Raw genomic sequence first — 25,770 nt, forward strand, 5'->3', positions numbered from 1 at the left:
TGATCACTTGAAATCGAATTCGGCGGCGGTGGCGAAATCATCGCCATCGTGGGCGCTCAGAGCGGTGAATTTGATGAAGCGGGCAGTGACGCCTTGCTTGAACGGAATCTCCTGGAGCTTCGCGTCATCCGGGAGATCACCACTGGCGATAGGTTCGCTCCAGGTGCCGCTGTCTTCGCTGGTTTGGACAGTGTAGCCCCTAATGCGACCATTCCGGCTGTCCTGGCGAGGTAGAACGGTCATCGCGGTGAGCTTCCGGGATTTCCCGAGGTCGACGATCACTTCGTGCGGGTGCTTGGCGAGGAAGAGCCCGTATTGGGTGTGCCAGAAAGTCCCCGGTTTCCCATCGATCAGGTGATCCGCCTCGCCTTCGCCGGGCTGCTCGCTGCTGACCTTGAGGATCGACCAATCGTCGCGTGCCTGAGGGGCTTCGAGAGAGCGGAGAGCGATGACATCGAATTCCGCGACCGCTGACCAAGGGTTGCCGTTGATCTCACTGAGAGCGACGAGACGGACGAACTTGGCTTGGCGCGGTTTGTCAAAGGTCACGCGTTCCAAGCCTTGGCCCCCGCCGAATTTGCCCTTCGCCGCACTGCTCCACTCATTGCCGTCGAGGCTGGTGGAGACCTCGTATTGGCCGATGCGGCCATTCTCCTGATCTTGGCGCGGAAGGACGGTGATGCCTGAAAGTTCCGCCTTGGTTCCGAGGTCGATGATCAATTCGTGCGGCGGACGCGGTGCGCTGCCTTGCCACTGGGTGTGCCAGTAGGTGTCCGGCTTGCCATCGATGGCATTGGCGGCCTCGCCTTCACGACGCTCCACGCTGTCCGCCTTCACGACTTTCCAGGTGTCCTTCGGCAGCACATAGGGGAACTCACGCGATGACGTGGCTGCAGGGACCATGTCTTCTTTCTCCGCCATGGCCTCGACCTTGCCTGCCTGCTTCAGGATGAATGGGGCCTTCCACGCCTGCCAAGCGCCGCCATTGATGCGGTAGCGAATTTTCGCATCCTGTGTCGTGGAGGTCAGCGAGATCCGTCCCCGGCGATCGCGTTCGATCAGCACGGGCGCGGTCATGGGGACATCCAGCTTGCCGAAGTCCGCGGCATCTTCGCCCGGCAGCAGCCGGTAGAGCGTGAAGCCGAAGCGATAGGAGTCAGAGCGCACGATATCGCGTTCGAGCGGAATGGGCCCGCAGCTTGCGCCGCCGAGACCCAGCACGCGATCAAAGAGCGTCACCACATTCCGCTGGGATGGCGGGAGATCCTGCGGATGCCGTGCCTGGAGAAGATCCATGGCGCTCCAGGGCAATGCCGCGGCAGACATGGTCTCGCCACGCGGAACGATTACGTAGCCGGAGCCATTCTTGTCCGTGATGGAACACCAGCGAAGGTCCTCGTGATTCGCCATGTCCATCGGCTTTGGATAGCGGACGAAGAGGTCCTCCACCGTGGAGGAATAGAGGCCGATATCCGAGCCCGTCTTGCGGTCCGGATAATTCTCATCCGGGCCGCGTCCATACCAGGTGAAGCGGTCCATCTCCGGCGGGAAGTGCAGCTCCTGACCGATGCCGGGTACCACGATTGAGGGGCCCACGCCATAGCCCGCCGCGTCAAAGGAAAGAATCCCTCCGGGGAAAACGGTCCACGTGTAGACGCTATCGAAGTGGAAGCCGTCTTCGCCGAGCGGAGCGCCTTTCACGATCTCGTGATAGCCACTGTTTTGTTCTGGTACTTTGTCGGCGGTCTCTCCTTGGGATCTTACCTGCGCGATGATTCGGACGTAGTCCGGGGATGATTTGTCTACCAGCACCCTTGCAGCCTTATCGGAAAGGGTGTGGAGACCATTGCCGAACCAGGCATTTGCGGTCCACTTGTCATTGTCTGTAAATGCGCGGAATGCATTCAGCTTCGTGTTCGGCACGCTCTTGTCAGCGGGGAAGAGGGAAGTCAGCCCGCCGGTCTTCTTGTCGAAAGTGAAGCGGAAGCCGGAGCGATTCGTGATGAGATCGCCACCACTTACGGTGATCAGGCCGTTCGCGTCGGTGACCTGGAATCCATTGTTCTTTACCTGCATCGCGACCTTTGGCCGCTCCGTTCGCGGGGCGATCATTTGCGAAGCCGCCACTTCATAGCCTTTCTTCTGCCAAGCGGTGTCCTCTTTCAAATGAAAGGACACGCGCAGCGCATAGTCATTCATCGCCACGCGTTCGAGCTTCTTAAAGGGAAGCACGAGCTCCCGCTTCTGCCGCGGTGCGAGATCAAGGGAAGGAAGAACGCCTTCATCGATCACCTTGCCATTCTCGCTCAGTGACCAGCGGGCCTCGAAGTCCGAAAGATTGCGGAAGAAGTATTTGTTGAAGACTTCCACGCGGTTTGAGGCGGGATCCTTCGTGGTGACCACGATGTCCTGATAGACGCGCTTCACCTCGGCGAAGGCTGGCTTGGGATCGCGGTTGGCGAAGACCACGCCCTTCAGGATGAAGAGGCCGTCGTTCGGCTTGTCGCCGAAATTGCCGCCATAGGCTTCGAATTTTTTCACACCCTGCTCCGGCTTGCCGCGGTCGAGATCGACCGTGACCTTGCCGTCGATCTCCTTTGCGTAAATGGACTGGTCCTGCCACTCCCAGATCGAGGCACCGATGATATTGTCGCTGGAGTCGATGGCTTGCCAGTAGTCGTCCAGATTGCCCATCGCGTTGTTCATCGTGTGGGCATACTCGCAGATGTAGAAGGGCTTCGTGCGGTTCTTCTGTGCGGCCAAGGATGCCACCCAATCGACCCCGGGATACATCGTGCTATCCACGTCCGGGATCTTGTTGTTCCGCTCGTAGTGATCCGGGCGTGAGGTATCGATCGACTTCAGCGCATCGTGTGCGGCCTCGAAGTTCTTGCCGGGGCCTGCCTCGTTGCCGAGCGACCAGAAGATCACGGAAGCGTGGTTCTTGTCGCGCTGGACCATGTTCACCACGCGATCAACGTGCGCGGCCTTCCACTCCGGCGGATGGGAAAGCGATTGTTCGCCATAGTAGTAGCCGTGCGACTCGATATTCGCCTCGTCCATCAAGTAGATGCCGTGGATGTCGCAGAGCTCGTACCAGTAAGGATCGTTCGGATAGTGGCAGGTGCGGACGTGGTTGATGTTCGCCTCCTTCAGGCGGACGATGTCCTGCATCATTCGCTCCCGGCTGACGGTGTGGCCGGTATCCGGCTCCATCTCGTGGCGGTTGGTGCCCTTGAGCTTCACCGCTTGGCCATTGATCAGGTAGCGGCCGTCCTTGATCTCCACCTTTCGAAAGCCGGTGCGGAAGGAGACGGCCTCGCCATCACCACTGACGACCACCGTATAGAGTTTCGGAGTCTCAGCGGTCCATTTGTGAGGATTTGCGATGCTGAGCTTGGTGGTCAGTTCCTTTTCTTCACCTGCCGCCAGTTGGCCGGAGGCAGCAATGGTATCGGAAACCAAGGGCTTGCCGGAATCATCGAGCAATTGCACCGAGAGAGCGGGCAGGGGACGTGCCGCGGTATCGAGATTGCGCAGCGTGGTCTTCACGGAAAGCGTGCCGTCCTTGTAATCTGCATCGAGATCCGGCAGCGCGAAGACATCCCGGATCTGGAGCTTCGGCGTGGCATTCAGATAGACACTGCGGAAGATTCCGCTGAGTCGCCACATGTCCTGGCATTCCAGATAGCTGCCGTCCGAGTAGCGGTAAACCTCGGCGGCGATGACGTTCTCGCCGGGCTTGAGCGCCTTGGTGATATTGAAGGCGGCGAGGGTGCGGCTATCCTTGCTGAAGCCGATGTATTGGCCATTCACCCAGAGGTAGAAAAAGGAATCGACGCCATCGAAGTTCGCGAAGACCTCCTTGCCTTCCCAGTTTGTGGGGATTGTGAACGTACGGCGATAGCTGCCGACGGGGTTCCGGTCCTTGTAGGCGGGCCAGTCCTTCGGTGGCTCACCCATGACCTTCGGCCAGTCGCGTTTGAAGGTGTAGGCTTGGTTCGAGTAAATCGGAATGTCGTAGCCTTCGAGCTGCCAGTTCGAGGGCACCGGGATCTCCTTCCAGACCGAGACATCAAAATCTGGTTTGAAGAAATCGACGGGGCGTTCGGAAGGATTGCCCACCCAGTGGAATTTCCACGGGCCGTCGAGGGACTGGAAGAAGGGGGACTTTTCCCGTAGGACAGCCTTGGCCGAATCGAGATCGGGGAAGGAGGCGAAGCTGGCGCACGGCTTCTCCTTCCTAAGCGAGAGGTTTTGTTCCTCCTGCCACTCCTTTCCGCTGGGAAGGTCTTGGGCGGAGAGCAGTCCGCCGAGAAGTGTGATGGCAGATGTGAGCGCTTTCAGCTTCATAAAAAGAGGAAATTGCATGATTTCTGCGGATTCGGCAAGTCTTCCGACATTGAAGCGCGTAGCAGTGGACATTTGCGTCCGCATGGGCATTTGATTCCTGCCGATGGAAACTCTCTCCCATCTTTTGGAAAACAACCGGATCTGGGCTGAAGCGCAAGTCGCCGCGGACCCCGATTTCTTCAAGCGGCTGGCTGATCAGCAGAGCCCGGAATACCTGTGGATCGGCTGTTCGGATAGCCGCGTGCCGGCAAACCAGATTACCGGTCTGGCTCCGGGCGAGGTCTTCGTGCATCGCAACATCGCGAACGTGGTGGTGCAGACGGACTTCAACATGCTCTCCGTGCTGCAATTCGCGGTCGACGTCCTGAAGGTAAAGCACGTCATGGTCGTGGGGCACTACGGCTGCGGCGGCGTGCGTGCCGCGCTCGAAAACCAGCGTCATGGCGTGGTGGATAACTGGCTGCGCCACATCCAGAACACGGCCCGCCGCAATGAAGAGCAACTCGCCGCCCTGGATCACACGGCGGCGATCGATCGCCTCTGCGAACTCAACGTGCTCAAGAACGCGGAGAACCTGGCCCGTACGACGATCATCGAAGATGCTTGGGACCGTGGCCAACCTGTCTCCATCCACAGCTGGATCTACCGGCTGGGTACCGGCCGCATCAGCGTGCTGGCGGATGCGATTGATGCGGAGTCGAAGATTTAAGATTCTCACGAACGGAAAAAGGCCGGGGGGAAGCTCCCGGCCTTTTTCTTTGGATGTGTCCCGACGAAGGAACTTCAGGGAGATTCAGTGGCAGTGGCGGCGAGGAAGCCCTTCGTGCCGCGGGCCGGGATGGCGCCGCTCAGGCGGAAGCAGCGGTAGGTCCAGCCGGTGCTTGCGGGAGGGAGTCCCGTGGAATTTGCAGGGATTTCGGTCACTGCCTGATCGAAGGCCGTGAGATTATTCGAGCCTTGAATGGCGTAGGTGATCCTGTCGACGGTGGCGTCGAGGCCCGGGCCGGGGACGTTGTCAAAGACGGCACCGTCGCGGACCGGGAGGGTTAGCACGAGGGCTTGTTCCGAGCCGACGGTCTCGATGCGCGAGCGGATCTTGCCATTGGCTACCGGATTGTCGGGCACTCCGTCGAAGGCGAACTCTTCCAGGTTTGTGAAGCCATCGCCATCCGGGTCGGCACCCTTCTCCACATTCACCCCGGCGAGAGAGGGGAAGCCGGCCATCCAACCTGCGAAGGGATCATCGGGTAGGACATTGAGGATGCCATCGCCGGTGATCAGCGCGGTGGTATGGGCGGCAGTGGGCGAGCCAATGCGGCCCCACGTGCCGGTTGCCTGCGCGATGCCATCGATGTAGAAGCCCTTCACATTGTCGGTGGCGCTGTGGGTCAGGTTCAGCACTGCTCCCGATTTCACTTCAATCGAGGCTGCATCACTGAGGCCGGTGGTGGGCAGGGTCAGCGTGCCGTCGGCCACGATGGTGGCGCCGGTATAGGCGTAGGTGCCAGCAAGTGTGAGAATTCCATCGCCGGTCTTCTGAAGGCCGCCGGCGCCGGTCACCGCGCCATTGAGCGTGATGTCCTGAGCCGTGTTCAAGACATCGGCGGCTTTGATGATGGGGATGTTCGTAAGTTCAACGGGCAGCACTGTGGACCACGCTGCCTTTGCTCCCAAGGTGCCCCCGGTGAGGCGGATGAAGGAAGCATCTGCGGTCGAGCCATCGACCATGCCCCCTGCGCCGACGTAGAGTTCGCCATTCACCACTCGCACGACGTGGGTGCCAGTATTCGTTCCTTGGCCGAACACGATGCGCTCTGCGGTGGCGACGCCGGCATTGATGACCAATGCAGCATTTCCAACCAAGGTGCCACCGAGCTGAATGCCGGTGACCGTGTCCGTATTGGTGAGCGTGCCGCCATTGACATCGACCACGGACCAGCGGCCGCCGTTGTTCAGGCCGATCGTGAGCGCGCCACCGATCGTGAGGGAGCCGGAGTCGAGCTTGACGTTGACGGAGGAATTGCTGCCGCTGGACGTGCCGAGGGTGACGTTTCCGCTTACATTGACCGCGCCGCCGTTGATGTAGAGGCCTGCGGTGTTGATGCCTGCCAAGGGTTCGGCGGTGATGCTCTGGCTCGTGCGGCCTAGCGCGAGGGATGATGCATTGAGCGTGCCTCCCGCGATCGAGATCAGGTAGGGGATGTTCGCGTTGCCGCCGGAGCTGAGGCCGCCAGAAAAGGTGGCGGAACCACCGAGAAGCTCAAAGGTGGCGGTGGTGGTACCGGCATTCGTTACGTTCGATGCGACCGTGGTGGTGTAGCTGCCATCGAAGATCGTGAAGCGGCTATTACCTGTCACGGTCAGCCCGCCACCGGTGATTGATGCCCCGGAATCGAGTTCCAAGGCACCGGTCCCTGCCCCGCCATTTACAGCGGTGGTGCCCACATAGGTATGCGTGCCGGTCAGCACGGTGACGCCTGCGCCGGTCTTGATCAGCGAGCCCTCACCGCCAAGATCACCGGAGTAGGTGGTTCCTTGGCCATTGCCACCGATTGTCAGTGCGACGCCTTGCAGGTTGAAGTTCGTGAGCGAGAGCGATTTGTTCCCCTCCAAGCCGCCCAAAGTCACGGCGGTATTGATGTCGAGGTCCAAGGTTCCACCTCCATTCACATAGTTGAGCGTGCTGTTCTGGAGGCCGAGGCCGCTGAAGAGGGTGATGGTCCCGCCGGTGATGCTGGTTGGTCCGGAAAAGGTATTCGAGGAGCCGAGCTGGAGGTTGCCGGGGCCTTGGAAAACCATTGAGCCGGTGCCACTGATCAAGTTGGTGAAGAGCGTGTCGGCGCTACGGGAAATGCGGAGCTCGCCGTTGTTCACGATGTCCCCGAGGACACTGCCCGAGGTGCCACCATTGCCCAACTGCAGGGTGCCTTTGGAGATGGTGGTCATGCCGCCGTGAGTGTTATCCCCGCTTAGAGTGAGCTTGCCATCGCCCGCTTTCACGAGGTCGGCACTGCCGTTGTTCCCGATCGCGCTGGCGAAGAGGACATCGCCTGCACCGGTATCCAGCGTCACGACACCGGAGTTCAGCGTGATGGTGCGGTTGGAGATGTCCTGGGTATTTCCTGCTGCCCACTGGAGCGTGGAGTTCGAGAGCGAGAGATTGCCGCTGCCGAGACCCCCGCTGACGAAAGCGGTCGAGCCTCCGGAAAGCGTGATGGCCCCGGACATCGTGTTCGAAGCCAGAAGGGAGAGGCTGCCAGGTCCGGTTTTCGTAAGTGTTGCGGATCCTGCCACCGCACCGCTGATCGTGATACTGTCAACTGCCGCCGAGGTATCGACGACGGTATTGGACCCGAGGATGAGCGGCACGGCGAGGGTTTGCTGGCCTGCGCCATCGAGCAGCGAGGAATTGGAGCCGCCATTGTTCAGGGTCAGCGATCCGCCGCTGCCCGGTGTAATCGTATAGCCATTGGCCGCGCTGAGGAAGGTAAGCGAGCCCACCGTCTTCGCCCCATCCAGCGTGATGGTGGCCGGAGCGGTGAGATTCAATTGGAAGTTTGCGGTGGCACCGCTGCTGTTCGGGAAGGTGCCGTTCCAGTTGGCGTTGTTGGTCCAGGAGCCGCTGCCGTTTGTTATCCAGTTCCGGACGACGCCGGAGGTTCCGACAGTGAGGGTTACGAAACCGCCGGCAGTGCCGAAGGTATAGGTGAAGCCGGGCTGGGGATTGGCCACGCTGAGGGATGAGACACCGGCTCCGCCGATGCTGCCGGAGTAGCCGAAAAGCTGGTAGGTGCCCGGGGTGGCAAAGGCATTGGCGGAGCCTTCCAAGAGCAGCGTGATGGCACCGCCATCAATCGTGAGGCCGCCGGGATTGCTCACGGTGACCTTGTCGTTGGTAGCGCCGAATTCGAGGTCGAGCGTGCTGCCAGAATCGAGATCGAGGCCGCCGACCGTCAGCGTGCCGACGCTTGCCCCCGGGGTGAGCTTGCCGCCCGACTCCACCGTCACCACGCCGGAGATCGAGCCGGTGCCTCCGATTGCCGCTCCGGTTTGCACGGTCACGGTGCCGGAGCCGGTGGCGGAGCCCGTGGTATTGGTGGCAAGCAGGGTGCCTGCGCTCACCGTGGTGGCACCCGAGTAAAGGTTGGCCGCGCCAAGGGACAAGCTGCCCGTTCCGGTCTTGGTCACCGGGCCGGTACCCGAATTTCCGATGGGCGATGCGAGGACCACGGCATTCGCCATGGTATCAAAGGTGGTGCCGGCTGCGCCGATGGTGACGGGCAGCGTGGAGATATCCGCGGCGGCCGACCACTGGATGCCGCCACCATCAAGGGATATTGAGGGCGTGGTGCCGAAGCTTGCTGCGGCACCGATATTGACGAGCCCGCCGGTGATGGTGGTGGTGCCGGTGTAAACATTGGCGGCGCCCAAGGTGAGAACGCCGGTGCCGGACTTGGCAAAGGTGCCGGTGCCCGCGATGACGCCGGTTAGTGCGGAGGCATCGGTGTTGATGATGACCAGGGAGGAGTTGTTGATTACCCGCGCAGTGGAGGTGAGGGATCCGGTCAGGACACCATCGCCGAGTTGCAGCGTTCCCTCATGGACGAAGGTGCGGCCGGTGAAACCGTGGCCGGCATTCAGGATGAGTTTTCCCGGGCCGGATTTCGAGAGAGAGACGGCGGTATTGCTGGAAGCGTTCGAGATAGACGAACTAATGGTCAGGTCGCTCGTCGTGCTGTTCTGGATGATCGAAAAGGTGGCACCGCCGGTGTTATTGCGGTTCGGACGGATGAATCCGCCGCTGATGCTGACCGTTTGCGAACTGGTGGCCATCAGGAGGCCGCGCAAGGTGCTGGTGCCGGTGTTGTTCACGACCACGGCACCCTCGGTGTTGGCGAAGCGGACGCTCGAGGGCGTCGCGCCGTTGATGGCGTAGGTGTTGGCCGTGACGATGTTCGCGTTGCCGGTAAAGGCATCGGCAGTGTAGGTGGCGGCGACGACATTGCCGCTGGCGTCCGTGGCGGCCCAGTCATCGAGACCGTAGGTCATGAATGGATTATTGCCGCCGTTGCCGCCAGTTGCGGCACCATCGGCCACTACGGCGAGGCTGGGTGTCGTGAGCTTCACGGTGCCGGTCGTGGAGACACGCACCACGCCGCCGACATTGTCGTTGTTCCCGCCTCCGAAACCGCCCGAAGGAGAGTTGCGATGCGGGACTGCCGCGAGGGTCAGGGTGCGGCCGGTAGGGACATTCCAGTAAAAGACGCCGGAGCGGATGATGCTGGCGGGCGAGGCCAAGTTCAGGTCTTGGGTGGCCGATGCCATGTTGATGCCATTGGTGCCGATCGTCAGGGTGTTGTTCTGAAGCGTGACCGGACCGGCGGGATTGGTGACCGAGATGCCTTGGACGGTGCGGTTGGCACCCGTATTGATGATCAGATTCGAAACCGAAGCGGAGTTGAAGACGATGTTCTCAACCCCATCGGGGAGGGCGCTTTCTTGCCAGTTGGAGATGGTCGCCCAATTGGTATCCGTGGTGCCCGTCCAGGTTTTATCGGCGTAGGCGGGCAAAGTCGCGCAGACCGTGGCGCAGGTCAGGATGGCGGCGCGCAAGGATGCGCCGGATGAAGCGTTTTTCATGGGTTTGGGATTCTTGGGTTCTCCCTCGAAAGGGGAGGCGCGGAGATTTCCGCAGTTACAAGAATCGTTATCCATGATGGCCAGCAGAGCGTCGATTACCCCAAGAGTGTTATAATCAAGCACCCTTTCTGAAGTGTTCGGGCAAGGATCTTGAGAGGCCGGCAACTCCTTACGGATCGGTGCGGAAAGGCGCGGCTGGGAGGCCTTCGGAATTGAAGAGGTTTGCCTCTGCTGGATTGTCCGCCCACGCGTAACGGACGTAGGCGGGACGAGGGACCGAAGGGCTGAAAACGATTACGGTTTCGCCATCGATCTCGGCGGTCGCCCAAGTGAATTTACGGTCGTCGCCGGAGACGGCAAAATGCTTCAAGGCTCCGCCCCTTGCCTCGAGACCCTTCGCGATGTGATCGAAATGGAGACGCACCCGGCCGTCCTCGATCTCCGCCATTTTGAAGACCGGGCCGCATGCCTCCATCTTTCTCCCGTAGGTGCCTGCCAGTGCCAGGCGGGCGAGGCGTGCCCCGACGTCCTGCTTGTTGCGAGGGTGAACGTCCTTCTCGTCACCGATGTCGAGCGTGACGGCCATGCCGGTATTGGGGTGCGAAAGTGAACTGGCCTGAGCTTCGCGCATGCTGGCGAGGCTGCTGTTGGCAGGCTCGGTCACAGCGGCTTTGTGTGAGGCGAGCTGAACGAAGTAAAAGGGGAAATCCCCGCGGCCCCATCGTCCTCGCCAGTCCGCGATCAGGGCTTCCTGTAGGGCGGGATAAAGCTGGCGCGTGCCGACATTCGATTCGCCCTGATACCAGATCGCGCCACGGATGCCGTAGGTGGCCACCGGTGAGATCATGCCGTTGAAGAGCACGGCGGGGTTGTGCTGGTCCTGAATCGGATCCGGGTGCTTGGGGGCGCGGCCCTTTTTTCCGGCGGCGAGCCACCTTGTCATGCCTCGGCCGTAATTCTCGAAGGGTTTTGGGTCATCACGGTAGGCGATGAACTTCTTGCGGAAATCATCCTGGAGCTTTTTCAGCGAGCTGACCTGATCGAGCTTCTCCTTGCTGATCCATGCTTCGGCTGTGCTCGCGCCATAGGCGCAGGTGATCAGTCCAACGGGCACGCCGAGGTCTTCCTGAAGCTTCCTGCCGAAGAAGTAAGCCACCGCGGAGAAGTCCGGCGCGGCTTCCGGAGAGCAGGGCTTCCACTGGCCTTCGAGTTCGGGCTGCGGGTCCTCTCGCATGGCCCACTCTGCGGTGAACATGCGGAGTTGCGGGTGTTCTGCGGCTGCGACTTCCTGCTGCCAATTCGCGGTGCCTGCGAAGTAACGTTTGTCGGTAGGGGCGAGCGTGAAGTCCATGTTCGACTGGCCCGAACAGAGCCAGACCTCGCCGACCAGCACGTCCTCGAACTTGCGGCTGCCGGCGGCTTTTACTTCGAGAACATGGGGCCCGCCGGCAGGAAGCGCCGGGAGATCGAGGCGGAATTTTCCGTCGGCATCGGCAATCGTCTTCACGGTTTGGCCCGCGATACTGGCGGTGACCCCGGTGCCGGGAGTGGTGCTGCCCCAGAGCGGATTCGCGGTGTCCCGCTGGAGCACCATGTGGTTCGAGAAGATTTGCGGCAGCCAGAGATCTGCCGGGAGGAGGTAGGGAGAGAGAGTCGTATCCCGCAGGGCGGTGGCGAGGACCCCGGCGTTGAAGTCCGCTCCTGCCGCGCAGGTGTGGGTGTGATCGCTTCCTGCGAAAAGCAGTCCGGTCTTCTCGATGCCCAGTGCTTCGTAGCGATCGGAGAGGATGGAGTTGAAATCGACGAAGGTGGCTCCGCCTTGGGCTGCGGCCTCCTTTGCCCAGCCCGCGTAGCTGTCTCCGGCACGGCCGATCTTGCCATCCTTCCAGATGTTCCGCGGGATCAAGGAGACGACGATTGGAGTAGCGCCCTTCGCCTTGGTATCGGCGATGTACTTGCGCATGTACCAACCGTAGCTGTGGACGGTCTCGGGCTTCTGATCGGTCTTGCGGACGATGTCCTCGCTCTCATCGCCATTGCCTTTGATCGAGGCACGGCAGCGGTCGTCATTGAGTGCTCCACCGTCATTATGACCGAACTGCATCACGACGAAATCACCTGCTCTGAGATTCGCGAGGACGGCATCCCAGCGTCCCTCTGTCAGGAAGGTGCGGCTGCTGCGCCCGCCGATGGCGCGGTTGATGACCTCGATCGAGGCGGGGTCGAACCGGGAAACCAGCGGATCTCCCCAGCCGCGCTGCCCGCCGGTTTGGTTGCGGACAGTGGAGTCACCGATAATGAAAAGGGTGGGTTTCGCCCAAGCGGTTGCGACGAGGCAGATGGCGAGAGCGAGGCGGAGAAGGGCGCGCATGTGCGGTCAGTATCGCGGTGGTCCGGCGGATTGTCTCTTCCCCTCAATGGGGTAAAGACGAAGCGGATGCGGGCCGGGTTTGAAGGTGTTCTCCGAAGGTGCCGACTCGCCTGTTATGCCTGTTAAAAACATGAAAAATAACAGGCGGGTTGTTTGGGGCAAATGGCGCGGATGCGCTTGGGTTCAAAGGTAGGGGACGGGAGGAACTTCGGGGATGTTTTGCAGTGGTCCCCATGTTTTTTTGGAGGGACGAAAGGGACCACTCGTGGACAAGCGAGGCACGGTCTCTACCTTTGAAGCTATTTCAGGGGAGTCATCGTTACGGGTCCAATGAGGCCCGAGGGCAGCGGGGACCATGCAGAGGCGTCGAAGGGCTTGTAGTCGATGTTCACGAAGTTGATCTCATGGAAAGATTTCCAAGGAACCTTTCGGCGATCGAGATCGGCGATGCGGTTGGCGGCGAGGTTGGTGACTTCGACTTCCAAGGTGTTCGGGCCGTCTTTCAGCTCGCCCTTGATCCGGATCTTGTGGGGTGGTGACCAACAGCGGCCGACCTCCTTGCCGTTCAGGCGGACCTTCGCGGTGGCGGCGATTTCCCCGAGATCGAGGAGCGCCTCCGGTGATCCCTTCCAATCGAACTCGTTCTGATAGATCGCGGTGCCGGAGAAGTTCTTGTATGCCGGATCCTCCTGCCCGGTCCATGAAGCCAAGGTTTCCGTTTCGTAGCTGGCGGGCAAAGACGGTCCGCCATCCAGGAAGCGAACCTTCCATGTGCCGCCGAGCTTCACTGGCTCACCGGCAATTTGGAGCGATTGGAAGCGCGGGCCTGTCGCCTCGCGTTCTCGATAGGTTCGCAGGATCACGGATTCGCCCGCGGCGAGTTTCAGAGGCAAGCCCTTATCGAAGGGGATGACCCCGCTTTCGCCGCTCATCGGCTTGAAGAGCACCGCGGACTTGGCGGTGGTGGCGAGAGATACAGTCCCATCGAAGTCCTTTCCGGACGAGTTCACGATGAAGTAGGTCCAGCCATCGTCATGCTTGCGGCGCACGAAGCGCAGTCCTTGCTCGCGCATGGGTTCTCCGCCTACGCCGACGCTGGCGAGGCTCTTCCTCAGATCCGCATTCCGGAAGACCAGGCCGCTCTGATAGGGCAGGACGCCGTCTCCCGAGATTTTTGCGAAGGTATCCGTCACGGCCTTGCGATTCTCCTCCCGGTTTCCATAGCCGGGGGCCTCGGAAGGCGGGGGTGAGGTGAAGATGACCACCACGCCCTTCGCCGTGAGATCGAGCAGGCGCTTCGCCGTAGCAGGAGCCATGAACTTTGTATCCGGAACCACGAGGGCCTTATAGGTGTTCCCGCCGAGTTCGATCTTCTGGTCTTTCACCCTCGCTTCTTCCAAGAGGCGATCCGAGACGAAGTCACAGGCAATACCGTGATTCCACATCTCCATGGCGCTGCGGTAGAAGCCGGTGGGGTGAAGCCATTTGTCCTGATTGTGGACGGTGAAGAGCGGGAGCCCGTCCGCGCCGTCATGCCAGAGATCCTGCACGGGGAAGTAGAGCAGCACGTCGCTATCCGGCTTGCCCGATTGCAATGCCGTCTGGCAACGGGCGATGTAGCCATTGAAAGTAGGAAGGTCCTTCCAGAGGCCGCCATTCGGGCCCATGTGGGTTGAGGCGTAGAAAAGCCAGCCAGGCCACGGCGCATCCTCAGGGGTGAAAGGGATGCCATGGAAGAGGATGTGATTCACCCCGCCGAGCCAGACGAAGTCGGCGGCCTCCTTCAACTGCGCCGGGGTCACCTGGAAGTGTTCGCCGAGCCAGGTGAATGTTTCTGCGGAGACCAGCTTTCTGCCCGTGACGTGGGCTGCGGAGGACGCGAACTGGAGCATGGGAATCTGCTCTTCACCCACATGACGGAAGATCTCCGTCTCCGGGATGTCGGCAACGGCATAGTGATCTAACAGATTGCCCGGAGAGCCATGAGCCTGATTCCGCGTGAGGCTGCCGCGGGCCTTTGCCCAATCATGCCACTTTGCCAAATATTCGCGATGCAGCTCGCTCAAAGTGGCCCGGTAGTCGGCTCGCACACGGGCCACCGTTTCTGAATCTCCTTCTCCCTGGAAAGCGGGCAACTGGTCGGCCAGATCGTAGCCGCAGTGCCCGCGGAAACGGGTAAAGAGATCATCTGTCCACGCAGCACCGTAGTATTCGAAGGAGTCGTGAAAGTGAGCGCGCGGTTCAGGGACATTGTCCCGATCCAAAGCCTCGTCGAAAGGCTTCAGGTAGTTTCCGATCGACTGGGGGGAAAAGGGATCGAGCACCCAGCCGGCTCCCCCGGGGGCGGCGCGCTTCACTTTCTGGATGCCATGCTTCGCGATGATTCCATGAAGCCGCCACGTGCCGGCGGGGGGTGTCCATTCCAAGCGGCCATCCTTCACCTGCCCGCGTAGATCGACCGGTTCGCCGGTCTCCGGCCATGCGGAAAAGATCTTCACTTCTCCCTTCGGAAGCTTGAGCGAAATCGGGCTGCCGCCGGTGGCTTTCGCCTTCACGTTTTCCAGCGACGCCGAAGCGTCCGCCTCCGCAACCCATGGCGCCCCGAAGGGCCAGCCGGTGCCGGTGGTGAGATCCACGCCCATGCCGAGCCGCGCCGTTTCGTGGGCGGTGTGCGCATAGGCAGCAGTCCACTCCGTGGAGAGGAATGTCAGATCACGGTCCTCATAACCCTTCGCGCCGTAGATGGGGCAGATCTCCACGCCGCCGATCCCGGCATCGCGGAACTGCTGGAGCTGAATCGTGAGATTTTTCTGATCCACGCCGCTGCCGAGCCACCACCAGCGCGTCCATGGCTTCGACTCGAAGGTGGGCTCGGGCCACAGGGTATCGTTCGCGCGGGCGAGCGGGGAGAGACAGAGAAGAGTGAGCAGGATGGGTTTCATCAGGGGCTTGCTTGGGTCAGAGCGTGCCGGTCGCGCTGTCATGCCCGGCTCGCTCTAACCTCAGGTAATCATAGAGCACGCCCTGATGCCAGACCTCGCCGCTCAGGCGGAGCTCCAAAACGTTGCCGGTCTTTTTCAGGGCGTCGGCCGGGATCTTGAAATCGAGCTCGGTAAGCAGGCCCCGGTGGCCATCCCGATGCATCACGCCATTCTCCGGGAGGCGGCCGCTATTTCCGATGGGCTTGCCATTCATGACGATGCTCAGCCGGTTGCCCTCGCGATGTCCGCAGAGTGCGATCCGCAAGCGGTGCTCGGCTTCCTCCTTCAGGTCGAAGCGCAGCTTCCACACCGAGTCGCCGAGAACCTTTCCGGAGGGATCGAGGTCCAAGGGCTGGCAGAGATTCCAGTCCGTCTTCCAATCGCTCTTCCCGATCGTGAAATCGACTCCATTCGGGAACTCCTCGCGGACCTTGAGATGATGGCCCCAGAGCCAATAGCGATCACCGTTCCGGAACTCCCGCGCGCTGCGGTCCGGGATGCCGATCTCCCAGACCGTGGGGCCGGAGCGCTCGACGGTCCACTGGACATCGCCGAGGACCAAAGGCTGGCCCTCAAGGACCGCAAGATCCGCGCGCTGGAACTCGCCGAGAATCCCATCTGCGAAGGCGTGCAGCACATACTTGCCCGGTCGCACGGCGCTTAAGCGAAAGCTGCCGTCCTTGGCCGCCTTTGCCCAGTACTGGTAGTTTTTGCCATCGCGCTGCCAATCCACCTTCTCGCCGCCGCGGCGCGAGCGGATCTCGTAGCTTGGGGCGCTAAGGCCCACCCACATGGTGCCCGGCTTGCTGCCACCGTGATCGGTTACGTGTATCTTTCCCGTCACGGCCACGCGATCCTTCGCGGCGTAGAGAGGGGCATCGACCCAAGCGTAGGGCCACTGCTTCGCTTCGCTGGCGGTGGTCTTCATCGCGTCCTTCCACATGGAAAGGGCTTCGTTGCCTTCATTGGTATGAAGAAGGAAGGGGCCGATCACCATGGACCATGCTTCATCGCGACGGACGCTGAGCGAGGTGCCGCCGTAGTGGCTGCCGTGCCACATATTCAGCAGCACGGGACGGCCACCGCGATTGACATCGAGGTGGCCGGTGAGTTCCGGCTTGGTGGGGCCTCCGGCGATGTATTCCAGCGAGGGATTCACCATCCACAGGCCGACCTTCTTTTCAGACGAGGACCAGCCGTAGGCAGGGGAGTCGGAGAAAAGCGCGGAGTAGCCATACTTGTGCTCCACCTTGCCCTTGTGGATCCCGGTGTTGAGACGGCGGGCTTCCTTGAGATTGAGCTGGGTGCCCTTGTCCCAGTCCTCCCCGGTGGGCATCTGCCGCGAGCGCTCCGGATCGACCGTGAACCAATCGAAGATTCCGCCATCCGGCTTTATGACGTAGCGGGCCTCGCCGACGGAGAATCCGGGGAGCTCGGGCGGGTGCTCGAAGATGCCGTAGACATAAAGGCCCTCCGAGCCCTCGCGCAGCGCGTAGCGGAGGGAGACATTGACCGGCCAGGTGCCGGGGGTACCTTGGTAGCGGCACTCGATGGCCACTTCTCCGGTCTCGCCACCTGGCTTGGTCATGGAAGAACTGACGGACTCCGGGAAAGACTGGACGCGGCCCTTGTCCGAGCCGCCGGAGAGGGACCAGTAGCCGGTGCCGCCCCGAAGCAGCTCGAGATCGCCGCGTTTCAGGGAGCTGAGGGTGGCCGTGGCCTTGTGGATCCGGGCGGAAATCCGGCCGTTTTCCATTAGGAAAGTGCGGCCCTCGTCCGTTACGCGGACTTCAGCCTTAAGGAGCGCAGGGGATAAGGTGCAGATCAAGAATGCCGCAGCTGGCTTAAACGATAGTTTCAACAGAGGGAAAAACAGGTGCTACCCGCCAACCTGCCCGAAAAGGGCGGGCGGATCGAGCCCCCCGATGGGGTTAGCGGTTTCGGCGTTCGTTTGCCCACCTCCGCGCTTGCGCCCCCCGGCGGAACCCCTAAGCATCCGCCCTCCATGATGCACGATCCGGACCAGCACGCCTCGCTAGGGGCGATGTACAAGGACTATTTCCTCGACTACGCCTCGTACGTCATCATGGAGCGCGCGGTTCCGCACGTTAATGACGGCTTGAAACCCGTCCAGCGGCGCATCCTCCACTCGATGAAGGAGCTGGACGACGGTCGCTACAACAAGGTGGCGAACGTGGTGGGTAACACGATGAAGTACCACCCGCATGGCGACCAATCGATCGGTGATGCGATGGTGCAACTGGGGCAGAAAGATCTGCTGATCGATACCCAGGGTAACTGGGGCAATACGCTCACCGGCGACGGCGCGGCGGCATCCCGGTATATCGAGGCGCGACTGACCAAGCTGGCGCTGGATATCACCTTCAACCCGAAGACGACCGAGTGGACCCCGTCCTATGACGGTCGCAACAAGGAGCCGGTGACGCTCCCCGTGAAGTTTCCGCTGCTGCTGGCGCAGGGCGTGGAAGGCATCGCGGTGGGCCTCGCCTGCAAGATGCTGCCGCACAATTTCATCGAGCTCATCGATGCTTCGGTTTGCGCCTTGCGCAAGGAGCCCTTCGACCTGGTGCCAGATTTCCCGACGGGCGGTATCATGGATGCCACGGATTACCGCGATGGCTTGCGCGGCGGCCGGGTGCGGGTGCGTGCCCGGATTTCGTCGGAGAAAAAGGGGCTGCTACGGATCACGGAGATCCCCTTTGGCACTACCACGGGGGCTCTGATGGACTCCATCGTGGCGGCGGCGGAAAAAGGGAAGATCAAGATCGCGAAGATCGAGGACAACACTGCGGCGCACGCCGATATCCTGGTGCACCTGCCTGCCGGCGTGGATCCGGACAACATGCGGGACGCGCTGTATGCGTTCACCGATTGCGAGTTGAGCCTCTCGCCCAACGCGTGCGTCATCGCCGATGACAGGCCGCAGTTCCTGGGGGTGACGGAAATCCTGAAGCGCAACGCCGAGTTTACCAAGGAGCTGTTGCGCATGGAGCTGGAGATCCGTCTCGGCGAGCTTCAAGAGAAGTGGCACTTCAGCTCGCTGGAGAAGATTTTCATCGAGAACCGCATCTACCGCGACATCGAAGAGCAGACGACCTGGGAAGGCGTGATCGGCGCCATCGACAAGGGTTTGAAGCCCTTCAAAAAGCTGCTCAAGCGCGAGGTGACGGAGGAAGATATCGTCCGCCTTACCGAAATCCGGATCAAGCGCATCTCAAAGTTTGACTCCTTCAAGGCGGATGAGGAAATCAAATCGCTGGAGAAGGACATCGACGAGACGGAGAAGAATCTCAAGCAGCTCACGAAGTATGCCGTCCGTTGGTTCGAGGATCTGAAGAAGAAATACGGCAAGGGCCGCGAGCGGAAGACGGAGATCTCTACCTTCGACCGCGTGGATCGCAGCCAGGTGATCCTGGCCACCGAGACTCTTTACCTTGACGACAAGAACGGCTTCGCCGGCTACGGGCTGAAGAAGGAGACTCCGATCGAGAAGTGCTCCACGCTGGATGACGTGATCATCTTCGGCCAGGACAGCAAGATGCGGATCGTGAAGGTGGCGGAGAAGTTTTTCGTCGGCCCGCGTCCGATGCGCGTGGCGATCTGGAAGAAGGACGAGGACCTGATCTACTCGATGATTTTCCGCGACGGCAAGGAAGGGCCTATCCTGGCGAAGCGCTTCCGCGTGGGCGGCATCACCCGCGACAAGGAATACGAATTGACCCGTGGCACGCCTGGCAGCCGGGTCTTCTACTTCGCCGTGCACAAGAGCGAGGCGGAGAGCAACGATCAATTGCTGATCGTGCACATCAAGCCGGCGCTGAAGCTGCGGAATGTGAGCCGCCCCTTCAATTTCGGAGAGGTGCAGATCAAGGGCCGCAGCAGCGGCGGGAACATCGTCACGAAGCTGCAGATCGACCGGATTGTACGGGCGCCGAAGGATTTCGATCCGGAAGTGGGAGCGTGATTGTTTGCGAAGGGAGCGCGGGACTTTTGCTCCGCGCTTCCCGTAGTGCTCAATGGTGACGCTTGGGGCCGAAGCTTCCGGGCATCTTGGGGGCGTAGACCGATTGGAAGAAGAGCTGGCGCTCGAAGAGCTCCGAGATCAGCAGCAGGGGCAGGGCTGCCCATGGATTTACAAGGGCCACGGCGATGGCGGTGAAGGCGATGAGGAAGCGGCCGTCCAGCGAGGTATTCAGCGGGCCGCGCTGGAGGCGAGCGGTGTGGAGATCGGTGGACCATTCCGCATTCCGATCATCGGCGAGGCGGATGATGCGGAGTTCGGGAATCATCTTCGCGATGACTGCGGCGGCGAAGAAGAGCATCGACCACGCGGAGGGTTTGGCAAGGAGCAGGCCGAGGGTGCCGAAGGTTGCGACGGTGCCGAAGAAGCGCGCGGCGGTGATGGAGAAGCGCCATGAAGCGCGATGTGTGTCGTGATAGATCATCACGCTGGTGAAGACCGCGATCAATCCGATCGGCAACACGGAGCGAGTCGCCGCCACGGTGATGAGGTCCTTGAAGGGGAAGTCGGGTAGGAAAGGGAGTGCAGCGACGACGATGGGGATCGGCGCGAACATCGAGAAGGCGAGAATCTCCCGGGAGAGCCAGGAAGTCCGGAGGCCAAGGAAGAATCGCCATGCCTTGAGGGGCTGTCCGAGGTGAAGGACGGAGGCACCCATGCCTGCGAAGAAGAGGCCAGCCGCAGCCAAAGTCGCCGCGGTGTTTCCGAGGCCGCCCGCGAGAAGACCGACGCCAGCCTGGGTAAGCATGAGCATGAGCACGAGGGGCCAGTGGGCGTGTTCGGGTACTAGGTTCTCGCGGTCTGCGGCCACGGCGCTTTCCGGCACGTCTCGGCCAACGTAGCGGGTGGTGGGGCGGGTGATCGATGGGTCCGGTGCGCCGGGGAGGAAGCGTGGAGCTGGGATCGTGGAGATGGACTCTTTTTTCGAACTCTCTGCTTTTGGCTCCTTGCTCACCGCTACCTTGACGATGCGGATCGCCTCAGTCGGGCAAGCTTGGACGCAGGCCGGTGCTTCACCTTCGGCGAGGCGCTGGTGGCACATGTCGCACTTGCGGACGATGCCGCGCTTCTTCGAGTACTTCGGCACGTCGAAGGGGCACTTGAGAATGCAGTAGGAGCAGCCGATGCATTGGTCGTCCAAGTGGCGGACAATGCCGGTGTCCGGGTCCTTTTCGTAGGCACCCACGGGGCAGCCATTCATGCACCCGGGATCCTCGCAGTGATGGCAGGCGGTGGTGATGGTCTGCTGCCAACCGGGGGTCTTGCGACCACCGTGGATCATCCCGACATCGCGCCATGCTTCATCGTCGTCCAGGCCATTGAGCGAGTGGCAGGCGGAGACGCAGGCCTTGCAACCGGTGCAACGGTCGAGCGAGACCTCGAAGGCATACTGCTCGCCTTCGCCCGGCTTGCTGAGAGGGATCAAGGTCCGGTAGTGCGGTGCCAGGTCCGGTTCCCGGTCGTGGTAGTCGGAGTAACGGGCGATCGGGGTTTGCAAGGTCTTCTGCTCCGCGATGAGGTCATCGATCAAGGTCCGCACCTCATGGCTTGGAGCGGCCTGCTTCTTCGCAGCAGGAGGCGCAGGCAGACGTTGAAGAAGGGAAGACAAGCGAGGATGCTTTGGGATTGAAGAATAGATCTGTTAGATCGGCGCTTTCATTGGGCCGGACTTTTTGCCAATGGAGGCTTGGTTCAGGCGGCAGCGCGCTCGTCGACCAAGCCGCGCAGCTCCTCGACGCTGAGCCTTTGGGCGAAGGCGGCGAAGGATTCGTCGTTCTCCCGCTGGGCGAGGTAGGTGCAGAGGAGCTTCTCGACCAAGCCGGGAATCTCCTCGAAGGCGACGCCGTTCCAGATCTCGCGGGCGATCGCCTGCGTGTCGTCCACGCCACCACCGAGCACGATGTTGTAGCCATCCACGGTGGAACCATCGGAGACCTTCACGCGGGTGCCCATCATGCCGATGTCACCGATGTAGTGCTGGGCGCAGGAGTGATGGCAACCGGTGAGGTGGATGTTCACCGGTTGGTCGAGGATCATCTTGCTGGCAAGGTGATTGCCGAGGGTGATCGCATTGCCCTTGGTATCTGCCGCGGCATACTTGCAACCGCGGCTGCCGGTGCAGGCGATGAGGCCGCCGGTGATGGCATTGTTGCGGTGATCGAGGCCGGTGGCCTGGATTGCGGTGATTGCGGCTTGGAGCTTCTCCTCCGGGATGCCGGGGATGATGAGGTTTTGCCAGACGGTCAGGCGGATCTCGCTGCGGCCGAATTCATCGGCGACGTCTGCGAGTGCCAGCATCTGCTGGACGCTCATGCGGCCCACCGGAGTCAGGACGCCGATGTAGTGCTTGCCATCGCTCTGCTGGTGGATGCCCAGATGGCCGTGTTTCGACTTGGGAAGGGATGGCGCGCAGTCTTCGAGAGGGAAGTAGCGCATCGGGAAAGCCAGCTTCTTCTGGGTTTCCTCAAGGGTCTTCTCGAAGCCCCAGTCGTCGACGAGGTACTTGAGGCGGGCCTTCTTGCGGTTGGTGCGGTCGCCGTTCTCGATGAACACGCGGATCAGTGCAGCAGCCACCGGGATGGTCTCCGCCGGGGTGAGCAGCACGCCGCAGTCGGTGGCGAATTGCTTGTGACCGGTGATGCCGCAGAGTTGCATGCGGAAGTAGATACCGGGTGCGATGCCCTTGTCGTTCTCGCCGACTTTCACGGCATAGAAGCCGATGTCATTGGTGTCCGCGCAGACCGAGACGCGGCCGCCGGAGTCGTAGGAAATATTGAATTTCCGCGGCAGGCCGTAGAGGTCGCGGTTCTTCAGGATGTAGTGATGCATCGCACGGGCGTAGGGCATCACATCGATGAGTTCGTCCGGGTCAAAGCCGGTGGTCGGGGAGGCGGTGATGTTTCGGATGTTGTCCGCGCCGGAGCCTTGCGAAGTCAGGCCCATGTCAGTCAGGGCCATCAGCACGTTCGGCGCATTTTCCGGCATGATCTCGCGGATCTGGACATTGGCCCGGGTGGTGAGGTCGGCATGACCCGGACCCCATTTTTCCGCCACGCCGGCAAGACCGCGGAGCTGCTCGCTGGTGAGCGCCCCCCCGGCGATGCGGCAGCGGAGCATCAGGCTCTCTTGGGCGGGGGAGACGAAGAAGAGGCCGTGAAACTTGTAACGGAAGACATCGCCGTCCTTCGGGAATTCGTTCGTTGCGGCATTGGCGATGATCGCGTCCCAGCAATCCAAGCCGTTCTGTTCGTGCTTGATGCGCTCTTCCTTGCAGAGGTCTTCCAAGGGTGTGCCGTAGACGCTCTGGTCTGGCTCGTGGGTGAAACGGCGTTCACCGTCCTGACCGAGGAATGGCAGTTCGCGGCCCTGCAGGATACCGGATACGAAGCCGGAGAGGTAGGAGGTTTGTTCGGGCGTGAAGCCGGAGTCGCTGAGATTAACCATGACGGACGGGCGTTTTGTTCAGCGGTTGAAAGAGCACCCGGCATGCGCGAAGGGCCCGGGTGGCCATGAAAGGGATGGATTCTGCATCATCGGAATGATGAATCCGGCTCACCTGAGCGGAAGGGATCCATGAATGGGGCTTGCCGCCGCCGGGGCGCTTAGCCACCCCCCGCAGGATGCGGATTACCGAATAGAATTGGGTAACTTGCTGGAAATCAGTGCGTGGGTGCCGTCGCGCCCGCCGGGGTCTCGCGGTGTGCCACGGTGACCATTTCCGTCACCGGCGGGGTAATGCGGCTTGGCCGGATGTGGGAGCGCTCGTTGAGGAAGGTGAGAAGGTGGTTCCGGATTTCCGGGTAGCGAGGATCTGCCAGGACGCTGGCACGATCTCTGGGCCGCTCGAAGGGGATGGTGAGGATGTCGCCGACCTCTGCTTCCGGGCCGTCGGTCATCATCACCACCCGGTCGGAAAGGAAGATAGCCTCATCCACATCATGGGTGACCATCAAGGTCGTGAGCTTGTTCCGGCGCCAGAGCTCGAGAAGCACTTCCTGAAGCTCCATCTTGGTGAGGGCATCGAGCATGCCGAATGGCTCATCCAGCAGCAGCATCTTCGGCTGCAGGGCGAAGGCCCGGGCGATGCCGACGCGCTGGCGCATCCCTTGGGAGAGCTCGCCGGGATACTTGTGCATTGCATTCCCGAGGCCGACCACGGTGAGGTAGTATTCCGCGAGCTCGCGGCGCTCGGCCTTTGGAGCGGTGAAATAGACTTGGTTCACGCCCAGCATCACATTCTCGAAGGCGCTCATCCATGGGAGCAGACAAGGCGACTGGAAGACCACGCCGCGATCCGGCCCGGCTTCGTTGGTTTCGCGACCGGAGAGGATCATCGCGCCTTCGGTCACATCGGTGAGGCCTGCGACCATGGAAAGCACGGTGGACTTCCCGCAGCCGGAGTGACCGATGAGCGTGACGAATTCCCCGGCGGCAAGGTTCAGGTTGAACTCCTTGACGATGACGGCAGGGCCCTTCGGGGTCGGGTAGGCTTTGGAGAGCTTGAAGAGCTCAAGAACAGGGGCGTGGGCTTGGGTCATGACACTTCGATTTTGAGTTCTTCGCGCTGGAGCTGGGAGCGGCGGCGCGGGGCCGGACGGTCAAAGAGGGAGAAGCTGCGCTTCTTTCCGAGGTCCTCCGGCAGGATGTCGGGAGCGGCGAGTTTCTTGGTGACCAGGGGCGTGCTGTCTTTCTTCGCGCCGAGCAGCGTGTCCACGAGTTGCAGCTTCAGGTCTTTGAAATCCGGGGAGCGTAGTAACTCGCGGCGATCACGCGGACGCTCGATGGCCACGGGAATCTCGGAGCCCAGCGTGGCGCCCTCACGACCCGGCAGCAGGGGGATCACGCGGTCCGCCACGAGGAGCGCTTCGTCCGGGTCGTTGGTGATCCAGATCACGGTGGTGCGGTTCGCCTGCCAGATTTCCGCGATCTCGTCCTGGAGCGTGGCGCGGGTGAGGGCATCCAAGGCGGACAGAGGCTCATCCAGCAGGAGGATGCGGGGATTGGCGGCGAGAGTGCGGGCCACCGAGACTCGCTGGCGCATGCCGCCGGAGAGTTCGCGGGGAAGTTTCGCGGATGCTGGCGTGAGCTTCACCATGTCGATGTATTTGGAGGCGTGCTCGGCGCGCTCCTTCTCGCTGAGGCTCGGAAAAATCTGATCTACGGCGAGGCGGACGTTTTCCGTCACCGTCAGCCATGGAAGCAGCGAGTAGTTCTGGAAGACGATCCCTCGCTCCGGTCCCGGGCCGGTGATCGGCGCGCCATCCATCATCGCGCTGCCCGTGTCCGGCTTTTGCAAGCCTGCGATCAGATTGATCAGCGTGCTCTTGCCGGTGCCGGAGTAACCGATGATCGAGACGAAGTCGCCTTCCTGCACGCTGAGGTTGATGTCGCGCAGCACCTCGCTTCGCGAGAAGCCCCGGCCGAAGCCTTTGGAGACGCCGCTGAGTTCTACGATAGGTCTCATAGGTTCTGAGGGTCGGAGGAGGTTTTCAAGCCGTGCGGAAGCGCCCTTCGACGAGGCTCATCAGGCGATCCAGCACATAGCCGATCACCCCGATCGTCAGGATGGAGAGGATGATGTGGGCGAAGCTGTTCGCGTTGTATTGCTGCCAGAGGAAGCCACCGATGCCGGGCTTCCCGATCAGCATTTCCACAGCGACGATGACCAGCCAGGCGATCCCGAGAGAGAGGCGGAAGCCGGTGAACATGTAGGGAAGTGCCGAGGGAATGAGGACCTTGAACAAGGTCTTCATGCGTGAGAGTTTCAGTACCTTGGCGACATTCAGGTAGTCCTGCGGGACCGCCCGCACGCCGACGGCGGTATTGAGCACGGTGGGCCACATGGCACAGATGGCGATGGTGAACAGCGCCGCAGCATCGGACGTGCCGAAACTCACGCGTCCGCTCGCATCCAGGACTTTCAGCCCGCTAAAGAGCACCATGCCGAGCGGCAGCCATGCGAGCGGCGATACCGGACGGAGAATCTGGATGATCGGGTCGAATGCCTTCGTGAAATTCTTCGAGAGTCCCAGGAAGAAGCCGATCGGCGTGCCGATTAGCAAAGCGATGAAATAGCCCTGTGCGACCAGCTTCAGCGAGAGCCAGGTGAAGCGCAGGATACCTTGGTCGAGCTCGCCGCGCTTGGCCAGTGGCTCGACGATGTAGGGCTTGCTTGCCGTCCATGTCTCGGTGGGCGAGGGGAGATTCTTCGAGATGCCATGACGCTCCACCTTGGTGACCGGATCTCCCCAATCATCCACCGTGGTGGTGGTCGTGGATTTTCCCGCGATGATGGCCCAGCCGCCGAGGCAGAGCATGATGCCGACGAGCGGCAGCAGGAGGACGTCGAGCTTGAGAGACTGAATGAACTTCATGGCAAAGTG

12 protein-coding genes are annotated in these 25,770 nt (G+C 61.4%); 2 read left to right on the top strand and 10 right to left on the bottom strand.

Annotation, left to right across the window (positions count from 1 at the left end):
• Positions 1-3: 3 nt before the first annotated feature.
• The gene (locus HHL09_RS23130; RefSeq protein ID WP_169457037.1) at positions 4-4,353 is read right to left on the bottom strand and encodes a glycoside hydrolase family 2 TIM barrel-domain containing protein; all 4,350 of its coding nucleotides are present in this window, start codon (positions 4,351-4,353) and stop codon (positions 4-6) included.
• A 103-nt stretch (positions 4,354-4,456) separates the two neighbouring features.
• Between HHL09_RS23130 and HHL09_RS23135 the strand changes: the two genes are divergently transcribed.
• Positions 4,457-5,062: a carbonic anhydrase gene (locus HHL09_RS23135; protein ID WP_169457038.1), complete on the top strand. Its 606-nt coding sequence runs from the start codon at positions 4,457-4,459 to the stop codon at positions 5,060-5,062.
• Between the two features lie 74 nt (positions 5,063-5,136).
• Here HHL09_RS23135 and HHL09_RS23140 read toward each other — a convergent pair whose 3' ends face one another.
• From HHL09_RS23140 to HHL09_RS23155, 4 genes are all read right to left on the bottom strand, one after another.
• Positions 5,137-9,993, bottom strand: coding sequence for a beta strand repeat-containing protein (locus HHL09_RS23140; protein WP_169457039.1), 4,857 nt, complete (start codon positions 9,991-9,993; stop codon positions 5,137-5,139).
• 169 nt (positions 9,994-10,162) lie between these two features.
• Entirely contained in the window at positions 10,163-12,364 is a 2,202-nt protein-coding gene (locus HHL09_RS23145) for a sialate O-acetylesterase (protein WP_169457040.1), read from the bottom strand.
• 299 nt (positions 12,365-12,663) lie between these two features.
• Positions 12,664-15,306 carry a glycosyl hydrolase gene (locus HHL09_RS23150; protein WP_169457041.1) on the bottom strand — a complete coding sequence of 881 codons (2,643 nt, stop codon included), beginning with the start codon at positions 15,304-15,306 and terminating at the stop codon, positions 12,664-12,666.
• Positions 15,307-15,322: 16 nt separating this feature from the next.
• The gene (locus HHL09_RS23155; RefSeq protein WP_169457042.1) at positions 15,323-17,101 is read right to left on the bottom strand and encodes a polysaccharide lyase family protein; all 1,779 of its coding nucleotides are present in this window, start codon (positions 17,099-17,101) and stop codon (positions 15,323-15,325) included.
• A gap of 249 nt (positions 17,102-17,350) precedes the next feature.
• On the opposite strand from HHL09_RS23155, the gene HHL09_RS23160 reads away from it, so the two are divergent.
• The gene (locus tag HHL09_RS23160; RefSeq protein WP_169457043.1) at positions 17,351-19,330 is read left to right on the top strand and encodes a DNA gyrase/topoisomerase IV subunit A; all 1,980 of its coding nucleotides are present in this window, start codon (positions 17,351-17,353) and stop codon (positions 19,328-19,330) included.
• 49 nt (positions 19,331-19,379) lie between these two features.
• On the opposite strand, the gene HHL09_RS23165 is transcribed toward HHL09_RS23160, so the two are convergent.
• The 5 genes from HHL09_RS23165 to ntrB all read right to left on the bottom strand — a co-directional run bounded on the left by HHL09_RS23165 (position 19,380) and on the right by ntrB (position 25,761).
• On the bottom strand, positions 19,380-20,996 hold the full coding sequence (locus tag HHL09_RS23165) for a DmsC/YnfH family molybdoenzyme membrane anchor subunit (RefSeq protein ID WP_169457044.1): 1,617 nt from the start codon (positions 20,994-20,996) through the stop codon (positions 19,380-19,382).
• A gap of 83 nt (positions 20,997-21,079) precedes the next feature.
• Positions 21,080-22,831, bottom strand: coding sequence for a NirA family protein (locus HHL09_RS23170; protein ID WP_169457045.1), 1,752 nt, complete (start codon positions 22,829-22,831; stop codon positions 21,080-21,082).
• A gap of 215 nt (positions 22,832-23,046) precedes the next feature.
• The gene (locus HHL09_RS23175; protein ID WP_169457046.1) at positions 23,047-23,925 is read right to left on the bottom strand and encodes an ABC transporter ATP-binding protein; all 879 of its coding nucleotides are present in this window, start codon (positions 23,923-23,925) and stop codon (positions 23,047-23,049) included.
• Complete coding sequence (locus HHL09_RS23180) at positions 23,922-24,851, bottom strand: ABC transporter ATP-binding protein (protein ID WP_169457047.1); 930 nt, start codon at positions 24,849-24,851, stop codon at positions 23,922-23,924. Before HHL09_RS23180 ends, HHL09_RS23175 begins: the two co-directional genes overlap by 4 nt.
• Positions 24,852-24,876: 25 nt before the next feature.
• Positions 24,877-25,761: a nitrate ABC transporter permease gene (gene ntrB, locus HHL09_RS23185; RefSeq protein ID WP_169457048.1), complete on the bottom strand. Its 885-nt coding sequence runs from the start codon at positions 25,759-25,761 to the stop codon at positions 24,877-24,879.
• Positions 25,762-25,770 lie beyond the last annotated feature (9 nt).

Origin of the sequence: Luteolibacter luteus, assembly GCF_012913485.1 — a bacterium.
Classification (GTDB): domain Bacteria; phylum Verrucomicrobiota; class Verrucomicrobiia; order Verrucomicrobiales; family Akkermansiaceae; genus Haloferula; species Haloferula lutea.

Excerpts from the sequence above, each read along its gene's own strand:
- HHL09_RS23160 (WP_169457043.1), top strand. The coding sequence starts at position 17,351 with ATGATGCACGATCCGGACCAGCACGCCTCGCTAGGGGCGATGTACAAG.
- HHL09_RS23145 (WP_169457040.1), bottom strand. The coding sequence starts at position 12,364 with ATGCGCGCCCTTCTCCGCCTCGCTCTCGCCATCTGCCTCGTCGCAACC.
- HHL09_RS23170 (WP_169457045.1), bottom strand. The coding sequence starts at position 22,831 with ATGGTTAATCTCAGCGACTCCGGCTTCACGCCCGAACAAACCTCCTAC.
- HHL09_RS23140 (WP_169457039.1), bottom strand. The coding sequence starts at position 9,993 with ATGAAAAACGCTTCATCCGGCGCATCCTTGCGCGCCGCCATCCTGACC.
- ntrB (WP_169457048.1), bottom strand. The coding sequence starts at position 25,761 with ATGAAGTTCATTCAGTCTCTCAAGCTCGACGTCCTCCTGCTGCCGCTC.
- HHL09_RS23180 (WP_169457047.1), bottom strand. The coding sequence starts at position 24,851 with ATGAGACCTATCGTAGAACTCAGCGGCGTCTCCAAAGGCTTCGGCCGG.
- HHL09_RS23175 (WP_169457046.1), bottom strand. The coding sequence starts at position 23,925 with ATGACCCAAGCCCACGCCCCTGTTCTTGAGCTCTTCAAGCTCTCCAAA.
- HHL09_RS23135 (WP_169457038.1), top strand. The coding sequence starts at position 4,457 with ATGGAAACTCTCTCCCATCTTTTGGAAAACAACCGGATCTGGGCTGAA.
- HHL09_RS23150 (WP_169457041.1), bottom strand. The coding sequence starts at position 15,306 with ATGAAACCCATCCTGCTCACTCTTCTCTGTCTCTCCCCGCTCGCCCGC.
- HHL09_RS23155 (WP_169457042.1), bottom strand. The coding sequence starts at position 17,101 with ATGGAAAACGGCCGGATTTCCGCCCGGATCCACAAGGCCACGGCCACC.
- HHL09_RS23130 (WP_169457037.1), bottom strand. The coding sequence starts at position 4,353 with ATGAAGCTGAAAGCGCTCACATCTGCCATCACACTTCTCGGCGGACTG.